The organism is Patescibacteria group bacterium (assembly GCA_035288465.1).
Classification (GTDB): Bacteria; Patescibacteriota; UBA1384; order DATEAH01; family DATEAH01; genus DATEAH01.
In genome coordinates, this window is record DATEAH010000007.1 from 25009 (window position 1) to 47335 (window position 22327).

General features: G+C 37.6%; 22 protein-coding genes and 1 tRNA gene. 19 read left to right on the plus strand and 4 right to left on the minus strand.

Annotation, left to right across the window (positions count from 1 at the left end; all coding sequences use genetic code 11):
- The first annotated feature begins 22 nt into the window (after window positions 1–22).
- The 11 genes from dnaB (at window position 23) to VJJ80_02465 (ending at window position 12087) form a co-directional block, all read left to right on the plus strand.
- On the plus strand, window positions 23–1378 hold the full coding sequence (dnaB, locus tag VJJ80_02415) for a replicative DNA helicase (GenBank protein ID HLC38956.1): 1356 nt from the start codon (window positions 23–25) through the stop codon (window positions 1376–1378).
- Between the two features lie 42 nt (window positions 1379–1420).
- Complete coding sequence (locus VJJ80_02420; protein ID HLC38957.1) at window positions 1421–2032, plus strand: hypothetical protein; 612 nt, start codon at window positions 1421–1423, stop codon at window positions 2030–2032.
- A gap of 793 nt (window positions 2033–2825) precedes the next feature.
- The gene (locus VJJ80_02425) at window positions 2826–3035 is read left to right on the plus strand and encodes a hypothetical protein (GenBank protein HLC38958.1); all 210 of its coding nucleotides are present in this window, start codon (window positions 2826–2828) and stop codon (window positions 3033–3035) included.
- Window positions 3036–3127: 92 nt separating this feature from the next.
- Window positions 3128–5323 (plus strand): UvrD-helicase domain-containing protein, encoded by a 2196-nt coding sequence (locus tag VJJ80_02430; GenBank protein ID HLC38959.1) that lies wholly within the window; start codon window positions 3128–3130, stop codon window positions 5321–5323.
- An 88-nt stretch (window positions 5324–5411) separates the two neighbouring features.
- The gene (locus VJJ80_02435) at window positions 5412–6365 is read left to right on the plus strand and encodes a G5 domain-containing protein (protein HLC38960.1); all 954 of its coding nucleotides are present in this window, start codon (window positions 5412–5414) and stop codon (window positions 6363–6365) included.
- Between the two features lie 77 nt (window positions 6366–6442).
- Entirely contained in the window at window positions 6443–7285 is an 843-nt protein-coding gene (gene rsmA / locus VJJ80_02440; protein ID HLC38961.1) for a 16S rRNA (adenine(1518)-N(6)/adenine(1519)-N(6))-dimethyltransferase RsmA, read from the plus strand.
- Window positions 7248–8852, plus strand: a complete 1605-nt coding sequence (locus tag VJJ80_02445; protein ID HLC38962.1) for a divalent metal cation transporter — start codon at window positions 7248–7250, stop codon at window positions 8850–8852. Before rsmA ends, VJJ80_02445 begins: the two co-directional genes overlap by 38 nt.
- Before the next feature lie 12 nt (window positions 8853–8864).
- Window positions 8865–9545, plus strand: a complete 681-nt coding sequence (rsmI, locus tag VJJ80_02450; protein ID HLC38963.1) for a 16S rRNA (cytidine(1402)-2'-O)-methyltransferase — start codon at window positions 8865–8867, stop codon at window positions 9543–9545.
- Window positions 9515–9796, plus strand: coding sequence for an acylphosphatase (locus tag VJJ80_02455; GenBank protein ID HLC38964.1), 282 nt, complete (start codon window positions 9515–9517; stop codon window positions 9794–9796). The genes rsmI and VJJ80_02455 overlap by 31 nt, the downstream gene beginning before the upstream one ends.
- A gap of 7 nt (window positions 9797–9803) precedes the next feature.
- Window positions 9804–11210, plus strand: a complete 1407-nt coding sequence (locus tag VJJ80_02460; protein HLC38965.1) for a class I tRNA ligase family protein — start codon at window positions 9804–9806, stop codon at window positions 11208–11210.
- Window positions 11211–11247: 37 nt separating this feature from the next.
- On the plus strand, window positions 11248–12087 hold the full coding sequence (locus VJJ80_02465) for a DMT family transporter (protein ID HLC38966.1): 840 nt from the start codon (window positions 11248–11250) through the stop codon (window positions 12085–12087).
- A 58-nt stretch (window positions 12088–12145) separates the two neighbouring features.
- Here VJJ80_02465 and VJJ80_02470 read toward each other — a convergent pair whose 3' ends face one another.
- The 3 genes from VJJ80_02470 to VJJ80_02480 form a co-directional block, all read right to left on the minus strand.
- Window positions 12146–13075: a PD-(D/E)XK nuclease family protein gene (locus VJJ80_02470; protein ID HLC38967.1), complete on the minus strand. Its 930-nt coding sequence runs from the start codon at window positions 13073–13075 to the stop codon at window positions 12146–12148.
- Between the two features lie 155 nt (window positions 13076–13230).
- Window positions 13231–13662 (minus strand): iron-sulfur cluster assembly scaffold protein, encoded by a 432-nt coding sequence (locus VJJ80_02475; protein ID HLC38968.1) that lies wholly within the window; start codon window positions 13660–13662, stop codon window positions 13231–13233.
- Entirely contained in the window at window positions 13652–14851 is a 1200-nt protein-coding gene (locus VJJ80_02480; GenBank protein ID HLC38969.1) for a cysteine desulfurase family protein, read from the minus strand. Before VJJ80_02480 ends, VJJ80_02475 begins: the two co-directional genes overlap by 11 nt.
- A 139-nt stretch (window positions 14852–14990) precedes the next feature.
- Between VJJ80_02480 and VJJ80_02485 the strand changes: the two genes are divergently transcribed.
- Window positions 14991–15173 carry a ferredoxin gene (locus VJJ80_02485; GenBank protein ID HLC38970.1) on the plus strand — a complete coding sequence of 61 codons (183 nt, stop codon included), beginning with the start codon at window positions 14991–14993 and terminating at the stop codon, window positions 15171–15173.
- 16 nt (window positions 15174–15189) lie between these two features.
- On the opposite strand, the gene VJJ80_02490 is transcribed toward VJJ80_02485, so the two are convergent.
- Window positions 15190–15741 carry a hypothetical protein gene (locus tag VJJ80_02490; protein ID HLC38971.1) on the minus strand — a complete coding sequence of 184 codons (552 nt, stop codon included), beginning with the start codon at window positions 15739–15741 and terminating at the stop codon, window positions 15190–15192.
- 149 nt (window positions 15742–15890) lie between these two features.
- Between VJJ80_02490 and VJJ80_02495 the strand changes: the two genes are divergently transcribed.
- The 7 genes from VJJ80_02495 to VJJ80_02525 all read left to right on the plus strand — a co-directional run bounded on the left by VJJ80_02495 (window position 15891) and on the right by VJJ80_02525 (window position 22315).
- Window positions 15891–16175 carry a hypothetical protein gene (locus VJJ80_02495; GenBank protein HLC38972.1) on the plus strand — a complete coding sequence of 95 codons (285 nt, stop codon included), beginning with the start codon at window positions 15891–15893 and terminating at the stop codon, window positions 16173–16175.
- A 2-nt stretch (window positions 16176–16177) separates the two neighbouring features.
- The gene (gene mnmA, locus VJJ80_02500; GenBank protein ID HLC38973.1) at window positions 16178–17368 is read left to right on the plus strand and encodes a tRNA 2-thiouridine(34) synthase MnmA; all 1191 of its coding nucleotides are present in this window, start codon (window positions 16178–16180) and stop codon (window positions 17366–17368) included.
- 24 nt (window positions 17369–17392) lie between these two features.
- Window positions 17393–19444 carry an ATP-dependent DNA helicase RecG gene (recG, locus tag VJJ80_02505; GenBank protein ID HLC38974.1) on the plus strand — a complete coding sequence of 684 codons (2052 nt, stop codon included), beginning with the start codon at window positions 17393–17395 and terminating at the stop codon, window positions 19442–19444.
- Between the two features lie 120 nt (window positions 19445–19564).
- A complete protein-coding gene (locus tag VJJ80_02510) occupies window positions 19565–20152 on the plus strand; it encodes a helix-hairpin-helix domain-containing protein (protein ID HLC38975.1) in 588 nt (195 codons plus the stop codon).
- 154 nt (window positions 20153–20306) lie between these two features.
- Window positions 20307–21212, plus strand: coding sequence for a hypothetical protein (locus tag VJJ80_02515; protein HLC38976.1), 906 nt, complete (start codon window positions 20307–20309; stop codon window positions 21210–21212).
- A gap of 114 nt (window positions 21213–21326) precedes the next feature.
- Window positions 21327–21403, plus strand: a tRNA-Glu gene (locus VJJ80_02520).
- Between the two features lie 363 nt (window positions 21404–21766).
- Window positions 21767–22315, plus strand: coding sequence for a hypothetical protein (locus VJJ80_02525; protein HLC38977.1), 549 nt, complete (start codon window positions 21767–21769; stop codon window positions 22313–22315).
- Window positions 22316–22327: the final 12 nt, after the last annotated feature.

The following is a 22327-nucleotide window of genomic DNA, read 5'->3' on the forward strand; positions in this document are numbered from 1 at the left end:
CCATGCCAAAAAATTTGATCAAATGGCGGATATTGTCGGCAAATTGCCACCACAAAACATTGAAGCTGAAAAATCGCTTTTAGGTTCTCTATTGATTGATAAAGACGCGATTATAAAAGTGGCGGATATTTTAAAGGTTGAAGATTTTTATCGGGAAACGCACGGCCAAATTTATGGGGCAATGCTGGGTTTGTATGATAAAAAAATGCCAATTGATTTAATTACTTTGACTGATATTTTAGAGAAATTAAAAATTTTAGAAGAAGTTGGCGGGGCAAGCTATTTAGCCACCTTAGCAAATTCCGTACCCACTGCCAGCCACGTGGTTTATTATGCCAATATCATTAGCCAAAAAGGAATTTTAAGAAGGCTTATTGAAGCTGCGCAAAATATTGCCCAGTTAGGTTATGAAGAATCTGAAGATGTTGATGCAGTTTTAGATAGCTCAGAGAGAATTTTGTTTGATGTCACCCAAAAATTTTTAAAGCAAGAATTTGTTTCCATGAAAGATGTTTTATCTGATACTTTTGAGAGGATTGATAAGCTTCACAAAGAAAAAGGCAAAATGCGGGGTGTACCGACTGGTTTTGACGGCTTGGATAATATTTTGGCTGGTTTGCAGCCTTCTGATTTTATTGTTTTAGCTTCCAGACCTTCGATGGGAAAAACTACCCTAGCTTTAAATATGGCCGCACATGTGGCAATTAAATTAAAAATTCCGACCGGAATTTTTTCTCTGGAAATGAGCAAAGAACAATTAGTTGACCGAATGCTTTGTACGCAGGCGGGCGTGGATTCGTGGAAATTACGGACCGGCAATCTTGATGATGAAGATTTTCCGAAAATTGGTTATGCAATGGGGGTCTTGTCTGAGGCGCCTTTGTATATTGACGACGCACCGGTTTTAAACTCGATGGAAATTCGCACCAGAGCTCGAAAATTAAAAGCGGAACATGGTTTAGGTTTGATAGTAATTGATTATTTACAGCTAATCCAAGGTCGAAGTTTTACAGGTGATCAAAACCGTGTCCAAGAAATTTCTGAAGTGAGCCGTTCCTTGAAAGCCTTGGCTCGGGAATTAAACATTCCAGTTTTAACCTGCTCACAACTTTCAAGAGCCGTGGAAATGAGGCCGAATCACCAGCCGCAATTAGCTGATTTACGAGAGTCAGGTTCAATTGAACAAGATGCAGACGTGGTGATGTTTATTTATCGGGAAGATTATTATGACAAAGACACGGAAAACAAAAATATTGCGCAAATAATGATTAAAAAACATCGCAATGGCCCAACTGGCGAAATTGAGCTTTATTTTGTACCTGACCAATTAGCTTTTAAGGATTTGGAAAAAAAACGTAAAGTTGAAGCTCGTTCGTAGAAACATTAAATACAGTAGAAGCATTAAATACATAGGAAAGAGATGAAAGATTTTTTTGATGAAAACGTGATTGATTGGCGAACAATTGATGACTACCAAAATGAGGGAACTTTGGCGGGTTTGTGTATGGCGCTGGCAGAATCTGACAAATTATTAAATTATATTCTCACTCAGCAACATTATTTGGGCAAGAATGTTTATGAAAAAATCCATGAGGCCAAAGGCCGCTTTTCTGATTTGAAAAATTTAGCGCGGGCGCTTGAAGTAAAAGAGAGTATTTTTGTAGAATATGACCAGGAAGTTTCCAAAGAAGATATTAAAATGGCTTTAAAATATTACCGTGAGGCGATTTTAGATCTTACCGAGAACAAAAAGCCAGATTCAGGTGCTTTTGAAAGAATTTCATCCTGGATAAATTATAATTTTATTTTTCATTCAGGTCGATTCAGAAAAGTGGTAATCAGTTTTTTGGTGGCGATTTTCTTATTGATAATTTTAGACGTAACTCATCCTGGCCAGGCAATCGTGCACTTTTTAACAAGTTTGTTATTTAAAGCTGGAAATTGGTTTTTGGTGGCTGGTGTTTTTGTGGTTGGAATCGTGATAATTGTTTTAGGGGTAATTATCTATTTTGAGAAAAAAAACCGAAAATAATAAATTTAGGCTGTGGATAACTCATCAAAAATCAAAATGCAAAAATCAAAATGCAAAATGAAAATTAGCAAAAACGAATTCAGTTTTCAAAGAAAATTAAATTAGCCCCCTTTTAGGTCTTGACAAAATTAAACCCATGGCATATAATGGTATAATCTTCAGAAATGAAGATGAAGATTAACAACTAATCTCTACCGAAAATTTTCTGAAATTGCATCGGGTGGAAGAAGACAAGGAGGGCTTTTTAATACCTTAATTCTTCTGCTATACAACACTACAAAATTGCACCTAAAAAAATAAAAATAAAAAATGAGTAGTTGGTACACTTAAGCTGGATAAAAATTATCTTGCTCAAGCGTACCAACTACCCAAAATAGGGTAGAGATTGGTACAACAGAGGATCGGCACTCGCACCTTCTAAACAAAGGCTTGCAGAGACTGAGTTTTCTCTGAAGGGCCAATAGGTTTTTCGGGGATCATTAGAAGACTGCAGCCTTCCAAGGCGCGGAACGCGCCAAACATTTTAAAAATAGTGGGCGTTTAGTTCCGCGCCTATTCTAACACAAAGCTTGAAGAAAATCAAGTCTAAGCGCAGCCCGTCTCACCTTATCGGTGAGCCGAGGTAAAAAGAATAGGCGCTTTTTTTGTTGCCTCGATAGCAACAATCCCGCACTCCTATCGTTAAGAAAGGAAAATCTGCGGGATATTTGTTGCGAGTCTTTATTTATTCGTAAATTTTTGGTATATTAACCACAAGCTGTTTAATCGCCACACAATCCGAGGAGGTACCGAAATGACCAGCAAAGAGTTTAGGCAGATGATTTTTAACCCTAACATTACTGATGTGGATTTGGAAGAGCGTTTTTACGGAGTCGAAGTTGAGAGCGAAGAAGATGCACAGCAGCTTTTAGAACTGCTTAGAGAGCATCGCCAAGTTACGATTGATATTATTTATGCTAAGAATTTGCCTCTGCCAAGATCTGCTTATGAGCGAGGTTATTGAGAAAAACTATTATTAAATGAGGTGGACCCGTGAACTTTTCCGAGGCTCTACCTCTTTTTTCTTTGCCTAAAAACTGGTAAAATTAGAAAGCAATGAAAGATATTTTGGGAAATCTCAATCCAGAGCAAAAAGAGGCCGTTCTCACCACCGAGGGTCCGGTATTAATAATTGCCGGTGCAGGGTCGGGCAAAACTCGAGTCTTAACCCATCGCATCACTTATTTAATTTATCAAAAAAGAATCAGTCCTCAGCATATTTTAGCAGTTACTTTTACCAATAAAGCCGCCGCGGAAATGAAAAAAAGAATTGCCAAACTTTTAGGTCGAAATGAAAACGACCATTTTCGGCTGATGCCGTTTTTAGGTACTTTCCATTCAATTTGCGTGCGAATTTTGCGCGAAGAAGCCAAAACCTTGGGTTTTAAATCGAACTTTGCCATTTTTGATACCGCAGATCAAAAAACCGTGGTCAAAAAAGCGATGGAAAAATTACAAATTGATCCCAAGCAATATGCGCCAGAATTAATTTTAAATATGATTTCAGGGGCGAAAAATGAACTTTTAACCCCTCAAGATTATGCGAAATACGTGAGCAGTTCTTTTCATGAAATAGTTTTGGCAGTGTATGCTGAATACCAGAGGATCTTGAAAGATAATCAAGCTTTGGATTTTGATGATTTGATTATGAAAACAGTTTGGTTGTACAAAAAATATCCGGAGATTTTAATTAAATGGCAAAAACGCTTTCAATATATTTTGGTTGATGAATATCAGGATACGAACCGAGCTCAGTATATGTTGGTGAAATTATTAGCAGCTGAGCATAAAAATATTTGTGTGGTTGGAGATGATGCGCAGGCAATATACGGCTGGCGCGGAGCAGATATTCGCAATATTTTGAATTTTGAATCGGATTTTCCTAAGACGAAAATCATTAAATTAGAACAAAATTATCGTTCGACAAAGAGAATTTTAGCCGCGGCACATGAAATAATTTGTAAAAATGTCGTCAAAAAAGAAAAACAGCTTTGGACGGAAAATGAAGAGGGTGTGCCAGTGACAATTTTTGAAGCCCAAAATGAAAAAAATGAGGCGGAATTTATTGTCAATGAAATTAAAAGCTTATCTGATGATTCGTCTCCGGTCAGAACTAGTCAGCTTTCGTTAAAAGATTTTGTGGTTTTATACCGCACCAACGCGCAAAGCCGAGCGATTGAGGAAATTTTTCTAAAATATGGTTTGCCGTACCGGATCATTGGCGGGACGAAATTTTATAGCCGTAAAGAGATCAAGGACACGCTAGCATATTTACGTGCGATTTATAATTTAGATGATTTGGTAAGTTTGGAAAGGATTATTAATTTGCCGCCACGCGGAATTACTCCCAAGACTTGGACACAAATTGTGAGTTTGTTTGAAAAAAATGGCAAGGATTTAGAAAAAGTTAAGATTGGTCTTGATAAATTGGAAATAATCAATAGTCGGGCGCAGAAAGCGGTCACGAAATTTTTGGAATTAATGGCAATATTGCGCGAAGCAGCTCACAAATTAAATATTGAAGAATTGATTGATTTTGTTCTATCTGCCACCAAATATAAAGAATATTTGTTAGACGGTACCATTGAAGCTGAAAGCAGATGGGAAAATATCCAAGAATTAAAATCGGTGACGAAGAATTTTAAAAACATGGCACCCATCGATAGCCTGGGTTCGTTTTTGGAAGAGGTGTCTTTGGTAGCGGAAATTGATAATTGGGATCCAAATTCTGAAGCCGTCACCTTAATGACCGCGCATAACGCGAAAGGTTTGGAATTTGCGGTAGTATTTATGGTCGGCATGGAAGAGGGTTTGTTTCCGCACGCCAACAGTTTGTTGGAACCGGCAGAAATGGAAGAGGAACGGCGCTTATGTTATGTGGGGATGACTCGGGCGAAAAAAAGGCTTTATTTGCTTTTTGCCAGATCGCGTTTGTTGTATGGTTCAATTCAAGTTAATTTGCGGTCGCGCTTTTTGGATGATTTGTCCAAAGAATTAATTGATGAAATCAGCCATGAGCAAATTAAACCGGCGAGCCAATCATCGGAAGGGACGGATGTTTCGGTTGATGATATTAATCAAGACCTTGAAACTAATATTTCTTTTACTGATGGTGATCGCATTGAACATGAAGAATTTGGACAAGGTATAATTGTGGAATTGGATGGGGATATCGCGACCGTGGCGTTTGCCGGGGTAGGGGTAAAAAAACTATCTTTGAGTATCGCGCCAATTAAAAAACTCAAAAACTAAAATTTGACAATTTGGAATGCTTTGCTAAAATCAAACAGGAAAGGAGAGGATTATTCTTTCTTTTTTAAACCGATATAAATTTGGAATAGTGCTCACAATATTTTTCTTTTTCTTAGTTTGGCTTGGAATTAGGGGACATCAAAATTCCGCTCAGGTTTTGGGCGCCCAGATTAGTGCAAAGCCAATCATTATTATTGATAATGGTGTGGAAAGTCAATATTTTGTGACTGAGAGCCGGCTTGCGGAAATCTATGATGAAATCGGTTTAAAAATTTATCCAGAAGACCGCGTGACGGTTTTAGTTGATCCGCAACTCGGTTTGGGTACTCAAATTCGAATCCGGCGCGCGACGGCGATTTGGGTCAATGATGGTGGCATTCCGAAAATTTTTCGAACCTGGAAAGAAACTGTAGGGCAATTATTAGACGAAAAACAGATTAAAATTGGGCAACTTGATCGGTTAACACCGTCTTTGGAAACAACTTTGACAGATAATTTAAAAGTTGTGATCGTGAGGGTGAAACAAAAAGAACAAACCGAAATGGTTTCAATTGCTTTTGAGACAAATTATAAAAATGATGCTTCGCTTTATATTGGTCAAAATCGGGTGGAACGAAGCGGGGCAAATGGCAAAAAAGAGGTTTTATTCCGTTTAACTTTTGAAAATAATCAGTTGGTGAGTAAGGATTCAATTAAAGAAAAAATTATTACCGAGCCTACGACAAAAATTGTTTTACGCGGTACCCGTAAAAAAGTAACGGTACGGTGTGCTGGATATAATTTATTGGCTGAGGATGCCGCGGCCAAGAATAATATTGATCCGAATTCTTTATGCCGGACAATGATGGCAGAAAGTAATGGTCACTCGGATTCATATAATCCAGCTGGACCATATTATGGTTTATTTCAATATGCTTACTCTACTTGGCAATTATTAAGTCCAAAAGCTGATTTTGCTGGTGCGAGTATTAGTAACGCGCGGGCGCAAATTTATGTGACGGCTTGGGCATGGGCGCACGGCTATCGCGGCCGATGGCCATAGTTTCGGCTTGGCACTCGAAAACTTTTTCTATATAATAAGGATAGAGTCATTTATTCTTTTTTCATTTTCGAGGATTTATGAAGCTGACCGACAAAAAAGTGCTGGCGGAAATCTTATCGCAGCATCATTTATGGGCACAAAAAAGACTGGGTCAGAATTTTTTGTCGGATTTTGAGGTTTTGCAAAAAATTGTTCAAACCGCGGAGATTAACCATAAAGATTATGTGGTTGAAGTTGGAGCCGGGATTGGGACCCTAACTGATCAACTTTGCCAAAACGCGAGATGGGTAATGGCAGTCGAAGTCGATCCTAATATGGTGAAAATTTTACAAGAAACCTGTGGTCATTATTTAAATTTAAAAATTATCCAAAAAAATATTTTGGGTTTAGAATTGAATCGAGTTTTAGGCAAAATTGCTGAATACAAAGTGGTCGCAAATTTACCTTATTATATTACCCAGCCAGTTTTGCGATATTTTTTAGAAAATGAAACCAAGCCCGAGAGTATGGTTTTGATGGTTCAAAAAGAAGTCGCGGAAAGACTCTGTGCGAAACCGGGCGAAATGAGTTTGTTATCGGTTTCGGTCCAATTTTTTGGCCAGCCCAAATTAATTCAGATTGTGAAAGCTGAAAGTTTTTTCCCAGCTCCCAAAGTAGATTCAGCCATTATTAGAATTAATAAAATTCGCGAAAGATTTCTCGAAGTTTCGCAACCATTATTTTTTACTTTAGTTAAGGCTGGATTTTCGGAAAGACGAAAACAAATTCATAATTCACTTGCGACTAGCTTACAATTAGCACCCGAAACAGTGCAAAAAATATTAACCCAAGCTGAAATCGATCCTACGCGTCGAGCTCAGACTTTATCAATGGAGGAATGGCATGAACTCTACCAAGCCTTTACCAGAGAACAAACCTGAAGAAGAATCTGCATCGTCAAAAAATGAGCAATTAAATGTTCAACCTGATTCGCAAACTCCGGAAAAATTGCCAGAAGAAAAACCAGCAGGAATAGTTCGAAAAGGGATTGATACTACCGGTGCGATTGTAAAGGGCGGGGCTGAGTTGGGAATTAAGGGCGCCGAAAAAGGTGCCGAAATTACCGAAAAAGGTTTTGAGGTCGCGGGTAAAAGTTTGGAATTAGTTGGTAAGGGAGTAGAAGCCACTGGCAAGGGTGTTCAATATGCGGGTAAAGGAGTGGAATACACGGGCGTGGTAGTGGAAGGAGAAGTTAAATCTGGTCTAAAATATCTTTCTGGCATAATCAAGAATCGTCGTGGCATTAAAGATTTTTTCTGGAAATCAAAACGGGGTGTTATCACCGGTAGTGCCGATAATGATCCTTCTGGTATAGTCACGTATACTCAGATTGGAGCAATCGCTGGGTTCCAGTTGCTTTGGCTTTGTTTGGTGGCTTGGCCGTTGTTGACGGTAGTCGAAGAAATGTCAGCCCGCATTGGCGTCGTTACCAAAAAAGGTGTAAACTCTATTGTTATTGAGAATTATGGCCGAGCCTGGGCATATTTGGCGACTTTGATAATTTTAATTTGTAATACTTTTACAATGGGCGCAGACATTGCGGCAATGGCTGATGTGGCTTCAATATTAACTAAAATTCCGGAATTAGTGTATATCTTATTGCTGGGTGGAATATTTTTCTGGTTACTTTGGACCAAAGGTTATCAAGCAATTAGCCGTTATTTGTTTTTATTAACCCCTTTCTTTTTGTTATATATTGGTTCGGCTTTATTTTTAAATGTTCCTTGGGGTGAAGTTTTAAAGAATACTTTAGTTCCGACCTTGGGATCAATTAATATGAGTTTTGCTTTAATTGCGGTGGCATTTTTAGGAACAACCTTAACCCCGTTTTTAATTTATTGGGAAGCAACACAGGAAATTGAGGAAAATAAAACCGTCGCCAAACTTCATGATGAGAGTATTGGGGTTACATCAGGGATGTTTTTTTCGCAGTTTATTGCTTTTTTCATTATTGTCGCCGCCGCCGCGGTTTTTGCTGGTGCAAATCATGAGTTAAATTCAGCCCGCGAAATTGCCTTAGCGTTCAAGCCATTAGGTAAAATGTCATTTTTACTCTATTCTTTAGGGATATTAGGATCTGGTTTTTTGGCAATTCCGGTAATGGCAGCTTCAACAGGATATACTTTTTCGGAAACCTTTGGTTGGAAAAAAGGTTTGGATCAGCCATATTCAAAAGCAAAAGGATTTTATGCAGTAATGATTTTAACTTTAATTTTTGGAGTAGCAATTGCTTTATTGAAATTTAATCCAGTTTTAGCTTTGGTTTATTCCCAGGTTTTAAACGGTTTATTGATGCCAGTTTTGGTGGTGTTATTATTGTTTATTTGTAATAATAAAAAAATTATGGGTCAACACACAAATCGGGTTTGGAGTAATATTTTTGGTTTTTTGGCCTTGATTGTTTTAGTTTTAGCTGATTTTGCCTTAATATTTCAGTGGTTAAAATAACTTTGAGGAAATATGAATTTGGGAACTTTATATATTGTTGCCACCCCGATTGGTAATTTGGCGGATATTACCTTGCGAGCTTTAGAAACTTTGAAAAAAGTTGATTTGATCGCGGCCGAAGACACTCGTCTGACCACTCGGCTGCTATCAAGATATGAAATTAAAAAACCGCTTATTTCTTATCACCAACATTCGCGCTTATCGAAAATTGACGAGATTATTTGGGAATTAAAAAATGGTAAGCAGGTGGCTCTGGTGTCAGATGCGGGTACGCCTGGGATTGCTGATCCTGGTGCCAGCTTGATTTTAAAAGCGCTTGAGAATAAAATAGAGATTATCCCGATTCCAGGAGCGCAAGCAGCCGTCACTGCCTTATCAGTGAGTGGTTTTTCGGAATCAAAATTTATTTTTGTGGGATTTTTACCTAAGAAAAAAGGTCGTCAAACTTTATTAACACAACTTTCGGAAATGGTTTTTGAGGGCGTATTGATTTTTTACGAATCACCATATCGTATTAATAAAACCTTGCTGGACTTGCAGAACTATTTTGGTGACATTGAAGTAGTAGTGGCTCGAGAATTGACAAAGATTTATGAAAGCTTTTATCGAGGAAAAATTAGCGAAGTTGAAAAACAAATTAAGGCTAAGGGAGAATTTGTAATATGCCTCAAAAAAGCTATCAATGCCAAATAACAGGTCGGGTTCAAGGAGTCTTTTTCAGGTCGTATTTAAAAAAACATGCCGATAATTTGCACCTGGCAGGTTGGGCAAAAAATGAGCCTTCAGGTTCGGTTTTACTTGAAGTCCAAGGTGAAGGGGACGCGGTAGATGAATTTTTAAAACTGGTTAAAATCGGGTCTGAAAATGCAAAAATTACTAAAGTTAAAGTTCGCAAAATCCCCAATCAAACAAATTTAAAAGAATTTATAATTAAAATAATTTAAGGTTAAAATGAAAAAATTTTATCTCACCACGCCAATTTATTATGTTAATGATAAGCCTCATATCGGTCATGCTTACACGACAATCGCCGCTGACGTAATCGCGAGATATTATCGTGCCAAAAATAAACCAGTGATGTTTTTGACCGGTACTGACGAGCATGGTAAAAAAGTCGCTGAGGCGGCTGAGAAAAATAAGACGACGCCGCAACAATTTGTCGATGATATTTCCGGGCATTTTAAATCAGCTTGGCAAAAATTAAATATTTCCAATGATTATTTTATCCGCACCACGGATGTGAACCATGTCCAGGTAGTAAATAAGGTTTTACGACAATTATTTAAAGCGGGTTTAATTTATAAAAGTAATTATGAAGGGTTATATTGTGTAAGTTGCGAGGAGTTTAAAACTGATAAGGATTTGGTTGATGGACTTTGCGCAATTCATAAAACTAAACCCGAGAAAATTAAAGAGGAGTGTTATTTCCTCAAAGTCTCAAAATATCAATCGCAGCTGCAGGAATTAATCACCAAAGGCGATTTAGAGATAAGTCCTCAGACTCGAAAAAATGAAATTATTAGTTTTTTGAAAAATGAAAAATTAACTGATGTGGCAATTTCCCGTCAAAAGGAAAAAGTTGATTGGGGAATTAGTTTGCCTTTTGATAAAAATTATACCACTTATGTTTGGGTGGATGCGCTTTTAAATTATTTAACCGCGACAAATTGGCCAGATAAGGATTTTGATCAAGTTTGGCCGCCCGACCTTCAATTGATGGCGAAAGATATTTTGCGAATTCATAGCACGGTATGGCCGGCGATTATTTTAGGTCTTGGTTTAAAATTACCCAAGAAAATCTTTGCCCACGGTTTTTTTACTATTAATGGTCACAAAATGAGCAAGAGTTTAAATAATGTGGTTGATCCGGTAAAATTAGCTGATGAGTATGGGGCAGATGTAGTTCGATATTTTTTACTGCGCGAATTTACTTTTGGTCATGATGGTGATTTTAATTTAGAGAGATTTGCCGAGCGATACAACGCTGATTTAGCCAACGATTTGGGTAATTTAGTACAACGAATTTTAAGTTTAGCCAAAAATAACCAAATTCAGACCATTCCCGATAAGACAAAAACTTTAACCGAGGTTGAAAAAGATTTGGAAAATTTGAAGTTTAAGGATGCTTTAGACCGGATTTGGGAATTTGTGGTGACCGCAAATCAAGAGATAGAACTTGCCGAGCCGTGGAAATTAGCCAAAACCGAGCCTGTGAAATTTGCCAAATTTATTGGGGAAATGGTCGTGAAAATTAGTCTGATTGCCAACTCATTAGCGCCATTTATGCCTAAAACTAGTGCACAAATTTTAAAGCAGATTAAAACTCAGGAAATTGAACCGATATTTCCTAAAAAATAAATTATTTCAGCCAATTTTTTGACCCAAAGGAGGGTTTTTGATTTTGTACCCATTACTGGCGATGCTAAGTAATGTTATCGGAATTGTGGTTGATAAATTTGCTTTATCTCGCCAGAAAATTCAACTCGATGTTTTTAAAGTGACTTTATTTCTATTGTTGTGTTTATTTACCGCAATTTTTTTGCCATTTTTAGGCTCGATAAATATTACTAAAGCCTTAACACCAACCTATTTAATTATTTTTGGACTAATGTTGGTAACGGCAATTGTCTGGAATATTTTTTATTATCAAGGGATTCAAAAAGAGAAACTTTATGAGTTTCAAACGATCATTACTTTTACTCCCTTAGTGACGATCTTGTTGGCGAGTTTGCTCTTCATCGAAGAGAGAAAATGGCAAGTTGAATTGGCAGCAATAATTGCGAGTTTGGCATTAATTTTTGCCCATGTCAGAAAATCTCATTTCCAGATTAGCCAATATTCTGCGGGTTTGATAATTTGTGTTATTTTAACCTCCCTAGAATTAATTTTAATTAAAGTTTTGTTAAATGTTTATTCGCCAGTGAGCTTGTATTTTTTGAGGACTTTAATTATTTTTATCTTTTTTGCGCTTTGGTACCGTCCCAATTTAAATAATTTACCAAAATCAGGTTTGGCTTTAATTGCGGCCTCAGCGGTAATGGGGGCGGCACAAATGATTTTGAAGTTTTACGGTTTTGAATTTTTTGGAGTGGTCTATACTGTGATGGTGATGACTTTGGGACCGATTTTGGTTTATTTGTCTTGTTTTTTGATTTTTAAAGAGGAATTAAAAAAAAGAACTATTTTGGCGGCGCTGGTAATTTTGGCCTGTATAGTTTGGGCGACGTTTCAATAAAATTACTAAATAGTGCTGACAATACAGAATTCTTGAGAACTATTTAGAATTTGAGAACCTATTTTTTCTTTTTAATTTGATGAGAGATTTTTCCGGTCTTAGTCCGATATACATCTCCTAAATCGGAAAATAATTTTTCGACTTTTTTTTCGTCCATATAACGATGCAAATGTGGAGTTAAATTTTCGGCTTTATCCTGCAACTCTGATTCTTTTGATTTTAGTTCTAAATATTTTAAAACGATTTCATCAATACTTCTTTTTTGTTGGCGAAATCGGTCTTTCATAATGGGACAAAACTGTTGAAAATCGCACCAACCACAAAGCGGACCCGGTTTTGGTGCAAATTTTTCTAATGAAATTTGTTCAGCAGTTTTGTTCACCGTTTCTTCGAGCTGTTGGTGATCCTCTTTTTGCCTTTTAGTGCTTAATTTTAAATCCGGTGCTAAAAAATGGAGCGAGAGTTTAACATCGGTCAGGTGGGGCCATTTTTGTTTGGCGGCCCAATCGTACATAGTGAGCTGTAAATTATCATCAACTTTGTCTTGTGTCGGTACCCGGCCAGTTTTATAATCAATGATCTCAAAATGATTATCAGTTATTTTATCAACCCGGTCAAAAACCCCGGAAATGTTATGTTCGCCCATTGGCAAGACAAATTTTTCTTCAATACTGACAACGGCCGGCATGGCTTTTTTGATTCGGGAATAAAAATTTTCCACAATTTTCAGGCCATTGGCAAAATAATTTTGCGCCACTTCATTTTCGGCAAAAATGCTCTTATCGAAATTTTCGGAGTAGAGTTTGATTGTTTCTGCTTGAGTTGGTAAATGATAAACATCTTCCAAAATAAACTTTAAGGTTTCGTGGAGATGATTGCCAAACCACATTTTTTCCGAAGGTTTGGTGGGGAGGCGATCGAGATATTGGAATTTAAACATTAAGGGACACGTTTGATAAGTATTAATCGCAGAATATGAAAGTCTCATAAAATCCTCCGGATTATTTAATAACTAATATCTAATTTCCCCAAAGGGGAGCCTTCGGCTCTAATGCCTAATCAGCCCCCAATGATTAAATGACGAAATGGCTAAAATTTAATTTCAGGCATTAGGTATTTATTAGGTCAATTAGAATAATTAGGTTAATTTTTCTTTTTATTATGTTGGTAATTTTCAATCGCTTTTTTAATACCTTCGGCAGCCAAAACCGAGCAATGCATTTTAACTGGTGGTAATCCTTGTAAGGCATCAGCGATTGCTTGATTAGTTAATTTTATCGCTTCGCGAAGTGGTTTGCCCATAATCATTTGTGTGGCCATGGAAGAGGTGGCAATCGCGGCGCCACAGCCTAAAGTTTCTACTTTAACATCGGCAACATATTCAGTATCTTTACCTTTAATTTTTTTGGTTTTAACCTTAATATAATATTTTGCCACGTCACCGCATCTGGGATTGCCAACGACCGCTTCTCCAGAGGGGTTTTTCATGGCGCCAATATTTTGTGGGTGCATAAAGTTTTCTAAAACTTTTTTGCTATATAAATGATCTATTTTTGCTCCTAATTTAATGAGCATTTACTTTTTTATTTGGTCCAAAAGGGGAGATTTGACGTAACTTTTTAATTATTTTTGGTAAAACTTTGATGACATAATCAATTTCCTGTTGGGTAGTTTTCCAGCCTAAACTAAATCTGATCGAGCCATGAGCCCGAAACGGGTCCTGGTACATCGCCATAATTACATGAGATGGTTCGAGGGAACCTGAGGTACAAGCAGAACCGGTTGAAGCGGCAATGCCCTTAAAGTCTAAATTCAAAATGATTGATTCGCCTTCAACATATTTAAAATTTAAATTTAGGATGTGCGGGACACGCTTTTTAATATCGCCATTAAGTTGGACATCAGGAATTAGATCGATAATTTTTTTCTGCAAATAGTCGCGTAATTTTTTAATTTTTTTCGTTTCCAAAGAATTATTTGCCATTTTAATGGCTTTACCAAAACCGACAATTGCTGGGACGTTTTCCGTACCTGCCCTTAAACCAAATTCATGTTCGCCACCTAAACTCTGCGCTTTAATTGGGGTATTTTTTTTAACAAATAAAGCCCCAATTCCTTTAGTTGCTCCTAATTTATGTCCAGATAATGTCAGCAAATCGACATGTAGCCATTTGGTATTGCAGTTTTCATAACCTGCCGCTTGGACGGCATCAGTATGAAAATAGATTCGATGTCCATTTTTGGCACGGCTTTTATTCATTTTTTCAAGCATTTTTCCAATTTCGCGAATCGGCTGCAAACTCCCAGTTTCATTATTAGCGTACATAATCGAGACTAAAAGCGTATTTTTTTGGATAACTCTTTTGATAGATTCAAGATTGACTTGACCCTGTGGATTGACTCTAAGATATGTTACTTTAGCTCGTTTCGCCTTTTCTAATTCACGGTAACAATTTAAAACCGCATGATGTTCAATTTGGGTAGTAATAATATGAGGAATAAATTTTGAATTTGTGACCAGACCACGAACGGCTAAATTATCAGCTTCAGTGCCACCAGAAGTAAAAATTACTTCATCTGCCTGGCAATTTAAAAAATCTGCGATCGTTTTTCTATTCTCATCAACTGCTTTTCGAGCTTCCCGGCCAAATTTATGGATCGAAGATGGGTTGCCAAATTTTTCTGAAAAATATGGCAAAATTTTGCTTTTTATTTGAGGACGAACTGGCGCGGTCGCCGCATAGTCCAAATATATTTTAGGCATAAAATAAGATTTCCTATAAAAAACATGCAGCCATAAGGATTTGGTTTTTTTCCGTTTGGCATATTATCTCCTAAATGTTATTATAACATAGGAATGAAAAAAGTTAAAGTTTTAGGCAAGCGACTAAAAGGAGCGAAGAATGGCAAAGGTGAGCGTTGATAAAGAAAAGTGTATTGGTTGCGGGGCGTGTCAGACATCATGTCCTAAGGTTTTTAAAGTCGGCGATGATGGCAAATCATCAGTTATTAATCCTGATGGTAAGTGTAACCTTAAAGAGGTTGCGGCCGCATGTCCGACAGGCGCAATCACTATTTCGGAATAATTTTAGGACTCATATCTTAATAATATGAAGGATAATAAGCAAATTGATATTCAACAATGTTCTCATCTACGGTGCTGGTGGTGACAGTCAGGCTGGCTGAGTTTTTTGAGAAGGAAAGGCTTTCTTCATCCGAATCTAATAATTTCCAACCAGCACTAACTAAATTTGTGCGATAATAATTTATGATTTTAGTTGAAGTCGCGCGAACTTTGTAGCTTATCTGATAAAAATTATTGTCTTGAGTAGTCGAATATCGGGTACGAATTGAACCAGGATACCTGACAACACCAACTATATCAGTGCCGGCAACATCAGTGGTGGGCATGGTTTCAGTTGAACTCGAACTGCCAGTGTCGCTGGAAGTTGAAGTCGGGGTGCTGGTGACAGCAGTTTTGATGGCTTTTTTGGCTTTGCTATAAGCATAATAGCCTAAACCGCCACCCAAAAGTAGTAAAAAAACGAGCACTAAGACAATAATCAGCACCACTTTAGTTCCTTTTTTGGGTTCGGTTGAAGGCGTGGGCGTGGGTGCGGATTGTGGCTGTGGTTGTGGTTGAGAACTTTCCATTTCCCTCCTTTAAATTAAAATTAGTCAAGAAAATCTTGATCAAATTTAACATGTAATTCTATATTTATTATATCCTTAGAGTTGGGCTTGTCAAATTAGGATTGAATTTGAAGCAATTTTATGGTAAGATTAGTCATAAAGGAGTTAAAATGAACGAAATTTCTCCTGAAACCAATGAGTTACAAACAGAACGAGAAATTGTTATTGCCGGCACGGCGATTGAAGGAGCGGTCCAACGGCTCGCAGAAGTAGCTCCGGATTTTAATCTAGAGGGCAAGAGTTTAAGTGATTTAGAAAAGGAAGCGACGCGGTTAGAAGAAAAAGCGGCGGCGATAAGGAGTTTGGCGGTGCATTGTCGTCCCGATAATAACATTCTGGGGATCGTTGAGGGTGGATTAAAGGTAAAAATTAGAGAATTGTCAGAAAATTCTTAAAGATGAATCAAAAAGTATTGGTCGCAATGTCTGGAGGCGTAGATTCTTCGGTCGCGGCGGCATTGCTTAAAAAAATGGGTTTTAAACCGATTGGGATTTTTTTAAAGTTTTGGCAGCCTGAAAATAACGATCATTTTACGAACCGATGTTGTTCTACTGAAGCATCTTTTATGGCGCGTCAGGTGGCTCAAAAAATAGAAATCCCTTTTTATGTTTTGGATTTTCGAGAGCAATTTAAAAAAGAAGTTGCAGATTATTTTATCTCGGAATACAAAAAAGGCCACACGCCAAATCCCTGCGTGAAATGTAATCAGAAAATTAAGTTTGGTTTATTATTGCAAAAAGCACGTGAATTTGGGGCAGAATTTATTGCGACTGGTCATTATGCACAAATTTTTCCGCTTACTAATAAATCTGGCAGCGGGAAAAAGATATTTAATGAGAGTGCAGGTTTGAATTTTAGTAATTCCGAGCAAACAAAGCCAGTTTTAAAGTCTGCTTTGGAAAAATATTCCCGAGCTAAATTAATTTTGACTGAGGCTCGAGACAAGACGAAAGATCAATCATATTTTTTATGGACCCTTAAACCTGAACAGCTTCAAAAAATTTTATTTCCAATTGGCAATTTCACTAAGCCCGAGGTGAGAAAGTTGGCTAAAAAATGGGGTTTGCCGAGTGCTTTAAGTCGAGAAAGCCAAGAAATTTGTTTTGTAAATTCGAGTTTGTGGGATTTTTTACAAAAATATTTGAAGCCAAAAAAAGGTAAAATTGTCGATTTAAATGGTAAAATAATTGGTGAACATTTTGGAGCGTTATTTTATACAATTGGGCAAAGACATCATTTGGAAATTCCGGCTGATAATCCTGAACAAAAACCATATTATGTAGCGAGAATTGATTTGGCGAAAAATGAAGTGATAGTCGGGCATGAAGCAGATTTGTATTCAAAAGACTTAATTGCGAACGAAATTAATTGGATAAAATCAATCAACAATCAACAACCAGCAATCAATAATGTCGAAGCTCGAATTCGTTATGGCCACCCCAAAGAAAAGGTGAAAATTAAATTTCAAAATTCAAAAATTCAAGCCACTTTTGATAAACCGCAACGGGCAATTACGCCTGGACAATCCGTGGTTTTTTATCAAAACGAGGCGGTTCTTGGGGGTGGAATAATTGAAAATAAAAAATAAAAAATAAAAAATTAAAGATAAATGATGTTAACATCAAAGACCCCGATTCAAAAAATTGCCGGGATTGGACCCAAAATTGCCCAAAAGCTCGAAAAATTGGGAATTTTGACGATTTCCGATTTATTACATCATTACCCCTACCGGTTTGAGGATTTTTCAAAAATTTCAAAAATTGGACAAATTAAACCTGGCACGCATTGTGTAAAGGGAAAAATTCTCGAAATTAAAAGTAACCGCACCTTTCGTAAAAAAATGTTTATCACCCAAGCGATTATTCAGGACGCGACTGGTTCAATAAAAGTTGTCTGGTTTCACCAACCATACTTAACTAAAATGTTTAAAAGGGGTAGTCAGGTATTAATTGCTGGCCGTGTTGATTATGGCTACGCAGGTTTAGCTTTTCAAAATCCAACGATTGAAAAATACACCAAGGGTGGTTTGCATTCGGGTCGAATTGTACCCATTTATCCGGAAACGGCGGGTTTAAATTCTCGATGGCTGAGAAGAATTATTGCTTCGCTTCTAAAATTAACTGATAAAATTCCAGATTATCTGCCTAAGCAAATTAAAAAAGAATATGATTTACAGGATTTACCCCAGGCTTTAAAACAAGTTCATTTTCCAGATTCTTTCGAGAAACTAGAAATTGCTAAGAATCGAATCGCTTTTGATGAATTATACTTATTGCAATTGAAAATGTTGAGATTACGCCAGAAATGGCAAAAAATGACCGCCTCAAAAATTCAAATTGATCTTGAAGCAGTTAAGAAATTAGTCAAAAAATTGCCTTTCAAATTGACTAATAGCCAGAGAAAAGCGGCTTGGGAAATTTTGCAGGATTTATCTAGAAAATATCCGATGAATCGGCTTTTGGAGGGTGATGTTGGTTCTGGTAAAACTGTCGTGGCGGCAATTGCGATGTTGGCAGTAGCAAAATCTGGTTTACAATCAATGATGATGGCACCGACGGAAATTTTAGCCCAGCAACACTTCCATACTTTAAAAAAAGTTTTAGCGCCTTTTCGGTTAAAAATTGCCCTATTGACTAGCTCGAAAGCCGAAGCCGCGGGGATAAAAAATGCGGCTCGTCCAAAGATCATTGAAAAAATTAAAAACGGTCAGATTCCGATTGTGGTTGGCACGCATGCTTTGATTGTGGAGAAGATGTCTTTTGAAAAATTGGGTTTAGCGATTATTGATGAACAGCATCGTTTCGGGGTCGAGCAGCGCACTAAATTACATCAAAAAGCGAAAGGTTGTCCGCATTTATTATCAATGTCAGCCACACCAATTCCTCGCAGTTTAACTTTGGCGCTTTATGGCGATTTGGATTTATCAATTATTGACGAAATGCCCAAGGGTCGTTTAAAAATTGCCACTTATTTGGTACCGGCCGAAAAACGGCGCAAAGCTTATGAGTTTATCGCCAAGCAAATTAGAGCTGGTCGGCAGATTTTTGTGATTTGTCCATTAATTGAAGAATCAGATCGGCTGGGCGTAAAATCGGTGGAAACTGAATATTGCAAACTAAAAACTCAAATTTTTCCCAAATTCAAAATTGGTCAATTGCATGGCAAAATGAAACCTAAAGAAAAAGAAAAAATTATGGCTAATTTTTTAAAAAATAAATACAATATTTTAGTTTCGACTTCGGTAGTTGAAGTTGGCGTTGACGTACCAAATGCCTCGGTGATGATGATTGAGGGGGCAGAAAGGTTTGGCTTGGCACAATTACACCAATTTCGAGGTCGGGTGGGTCGTGCGGAACATAAATCGTATTGTTTTATATTTTGCGAAAGTCCCACTACGAAAATTTGGCAACGCTTATCAGCTTTAACTAGAATTAACGACGGTTTTAAATTAGCAGAAAAAGATCTGAAACTGCGCGGACCGGGCGAAATTGATGGTATTCGGCAGCATGGCTTGGTGGATTTGAAAATGGCGAAATTAACTGACTTGAAAATGGTCAAATTAACCCGCGAGGCAGCGGAAAAAACTCTTAAAATTGGACTCGAAAATTTACCGCTTTTAGAAAACAAAATAAAAGAATATAATAAGAACAAGAATAGAGATTGAAATAACCAATAATTAATAACCAATCAAATTCTAAACCCCAGTTACCAAATGTTTGAGAGTTATGTTATTGAAAATTGAATGTAAATTGGAATTTGAAAATTGATTTTTAGCGATGAGATTATGATTGATTTTATTGAAAAATACAAACTTTACATTGTCGGTTTTTTGGTCTTGGTAATTTTAGTCGGAGTGGTGATTTTGCTTTGGCAAAAGAAAAATAGTCCGAAATCATCGATTACAAAAAATAGTAGCGAAATTAGAGTTGATATTGAGGGCGCCATTAAAAAGCCCGGCGTTTATGTTTTAAAATCCGAAGCGATTTTAGAGGATTTAGTCGCTCAAGCTGGCGGCGTGACCGAAAATATTGATAAAATCAGGTTTGCTCAGGAATTTAATCGAGCCGAAGTGTTAAGTGATGGCCAAAAAATTTATTTGCCATTTGCCGGAGAAGTGGCAGGTGCGGCGACAAATAATACTAGCGGTAGTGCGACTGAATCTAACACGATCCAAACTGCGGGAAAAATTAACTTAAATTCAGCTACTGCCGAGCAATTAGATACTTTATCTGGAATTGGACCAGCTTATGCGGCCAGAATTATTGAATATCGGCAGGCGCATGGTGGCTTTAAGATTATTGAAGAAATAATGGAAATTAAAGGGATTGGCCAAAAAACTTTTGATAAAATCAAAGACCAGATTACGATATAGAGTCAATGAACAGTAAACAGTTCCAACCAGGGTCTGGTCCGCCTCTGGCGGAAACAATTAGCAATCAAATTTCTTGACAATTTTAGAAAAATTGTTAAAATATAAACAGGAGAAGCAGACTCCTTTTTTGAAACCCCAAAGGAGGCAGATAGCGATGCAGGTTCAGGCAGTGAGGGACGTTAAGTGCGATCGTTGCGGCATGGTTGGTAGACCGGTTTTTTCAGTAAATTTTAATGTTGTGGTCAGCCAAAGCAAGGAGAGCTTAACTTGTATTAAACCTGTAAGTGTTGCGATTTGTTCAGAGTGCATTGAGGGATTAGGTGCGTTTGTTAAGGATTTGTTAAAAGATGATGATTATTTCAGAGAAGAAGCATCAGTAGTTTTGAAGGGCGATATCCGCGAAGATTATCTAGATGAAATTATTGAAAGTTTAAAAGTTTGCTTGAAAGATGCTGGTGTTAGCAGCGAAAGTCTGAGCGGAAATACTCCGGAAAGTAAAGATGATTGGAAGGCACTTTTTGAGACCCTTGGGCATGATTGGATTGTGGCATTTACGGGATTTTTTGAGGCGGATGAGGATGGAGTCTGTAATCTAATTGAAGCGTGGCAGCAAGATCAGGAAAGCAAAAAAGACTCTGAAGATACTGAAACCACTGAAGCCGCAGATAAAGTAGCCCTAATTGAACGAAAGAGACAAATAATTGATGCTCTGGGTGGATTTACAGTTTTTCGCGAAGCACTAACTTCTGGATTGCACGAAACGTCAACGATTATTGATGGGATGGAAATTGCTAATGATGAGTTGGAAAGTTTGTTAGATGATGACCGTTGTGAAGAATTTCTCACCAGACTGCAGGGGATATTTATCGGAAGATTTTTGCATTCTCTTGGCGTCGAATTTGAAGCGGCAACTCTTTTAGCTTCTGAATATCAAGATGCAATTAGATCTGCTCTAGAGAGCGAAACAGGCGAAGATATTTCTCTTGAAGAGTTTAGGGGAAAACTAATTAAAGCCTTGGGTGCTTTTTCAGCAGAAGTAATTGATATTCAGATAAAATAATTATTTATTACTTTCGGCTACTGGTCGATCTTTGCCAACGGCTTGTAGCCCTTTTTGTTTAAAATGGACAAATCAGCTTCTATTTGATATAATCAGAGTAATAAATAAATTTTTGCCGCCATCGTCTAGAGGCCTAGGATACCAGGTTTTCATCCTGGAGATCACCGGTTCGAATCCGGTTGGCGGTGCCAAGATAAAACTGTAATCTCCTTGATTACAATTTTATCTTATTGCCACACTGGGTGAGAACCTGTTGGCGAAAAAATTAAACAAAAATCAAAGTGAAATATTATACTTTCCGTTCAGTCGTTAGTTGAGTTGTTTTGCGTTGAGACGGGCTTTAGCCCTTCGAATCCGGTTGGCGGTGCCAAAATAGAATTCCAATTCATAATTTATAACTCAGAATTACATTACAGAATCCACAATTCGTAATTTGTCCCGTTAGCTGGCGGGCTTTTTTAATTTGAAAGCCGTTTACTTTGTTTGCCGCATATGATATATATAGTATAATCTCCGGAATGGTCCGGTCTGGTCATCTGCTAAGGAGGCGCGAGATGGGTGGGTTCTCGACCGGTGTTTTCACCCAACTTTATCAGCAGGTTCATTACGGCCAAGAACCAGCAATACTTCAACGCTCGGTGAGAGAGGTATTTGCCGAAGTATATGGGTTGAACATGGTAGATGTTGATTCTAAACTTCAGGAATGGGGGATCGACCTTTCAGGGTTTGGCATGCGGCTCGTTTGGGAAGCTGATCGAACCCATCCAGGAAAGGAAACGGGTGCTGTTATCGCTGTTCCTGGATGTGAACCCGATGCTTTTATTTTCAAAGTTCCAGCTGGTACCCATACAGAATTCATAATGGCTCTTTATCGTAAAGTATTAAGTAAAATCGAAGCCAAAGACATTGTAAAATTTGATGGTAAGGGAATTCTTTGCCGCGAAGCAGATTCATATCTCCTGCAATCTCTCGCAAAGACAGCCAAAATCTTAGAGGTGTTAGTTGGTAAAAGAGCCGCGAATAAGTGGCTCAAAGAGCAAACAGAGCTACTCGAAGAGATGATATCCACCCGCCCAAAAAAGCTGGGTGTTTCAAAAGTTTAATTTGAAACCTAA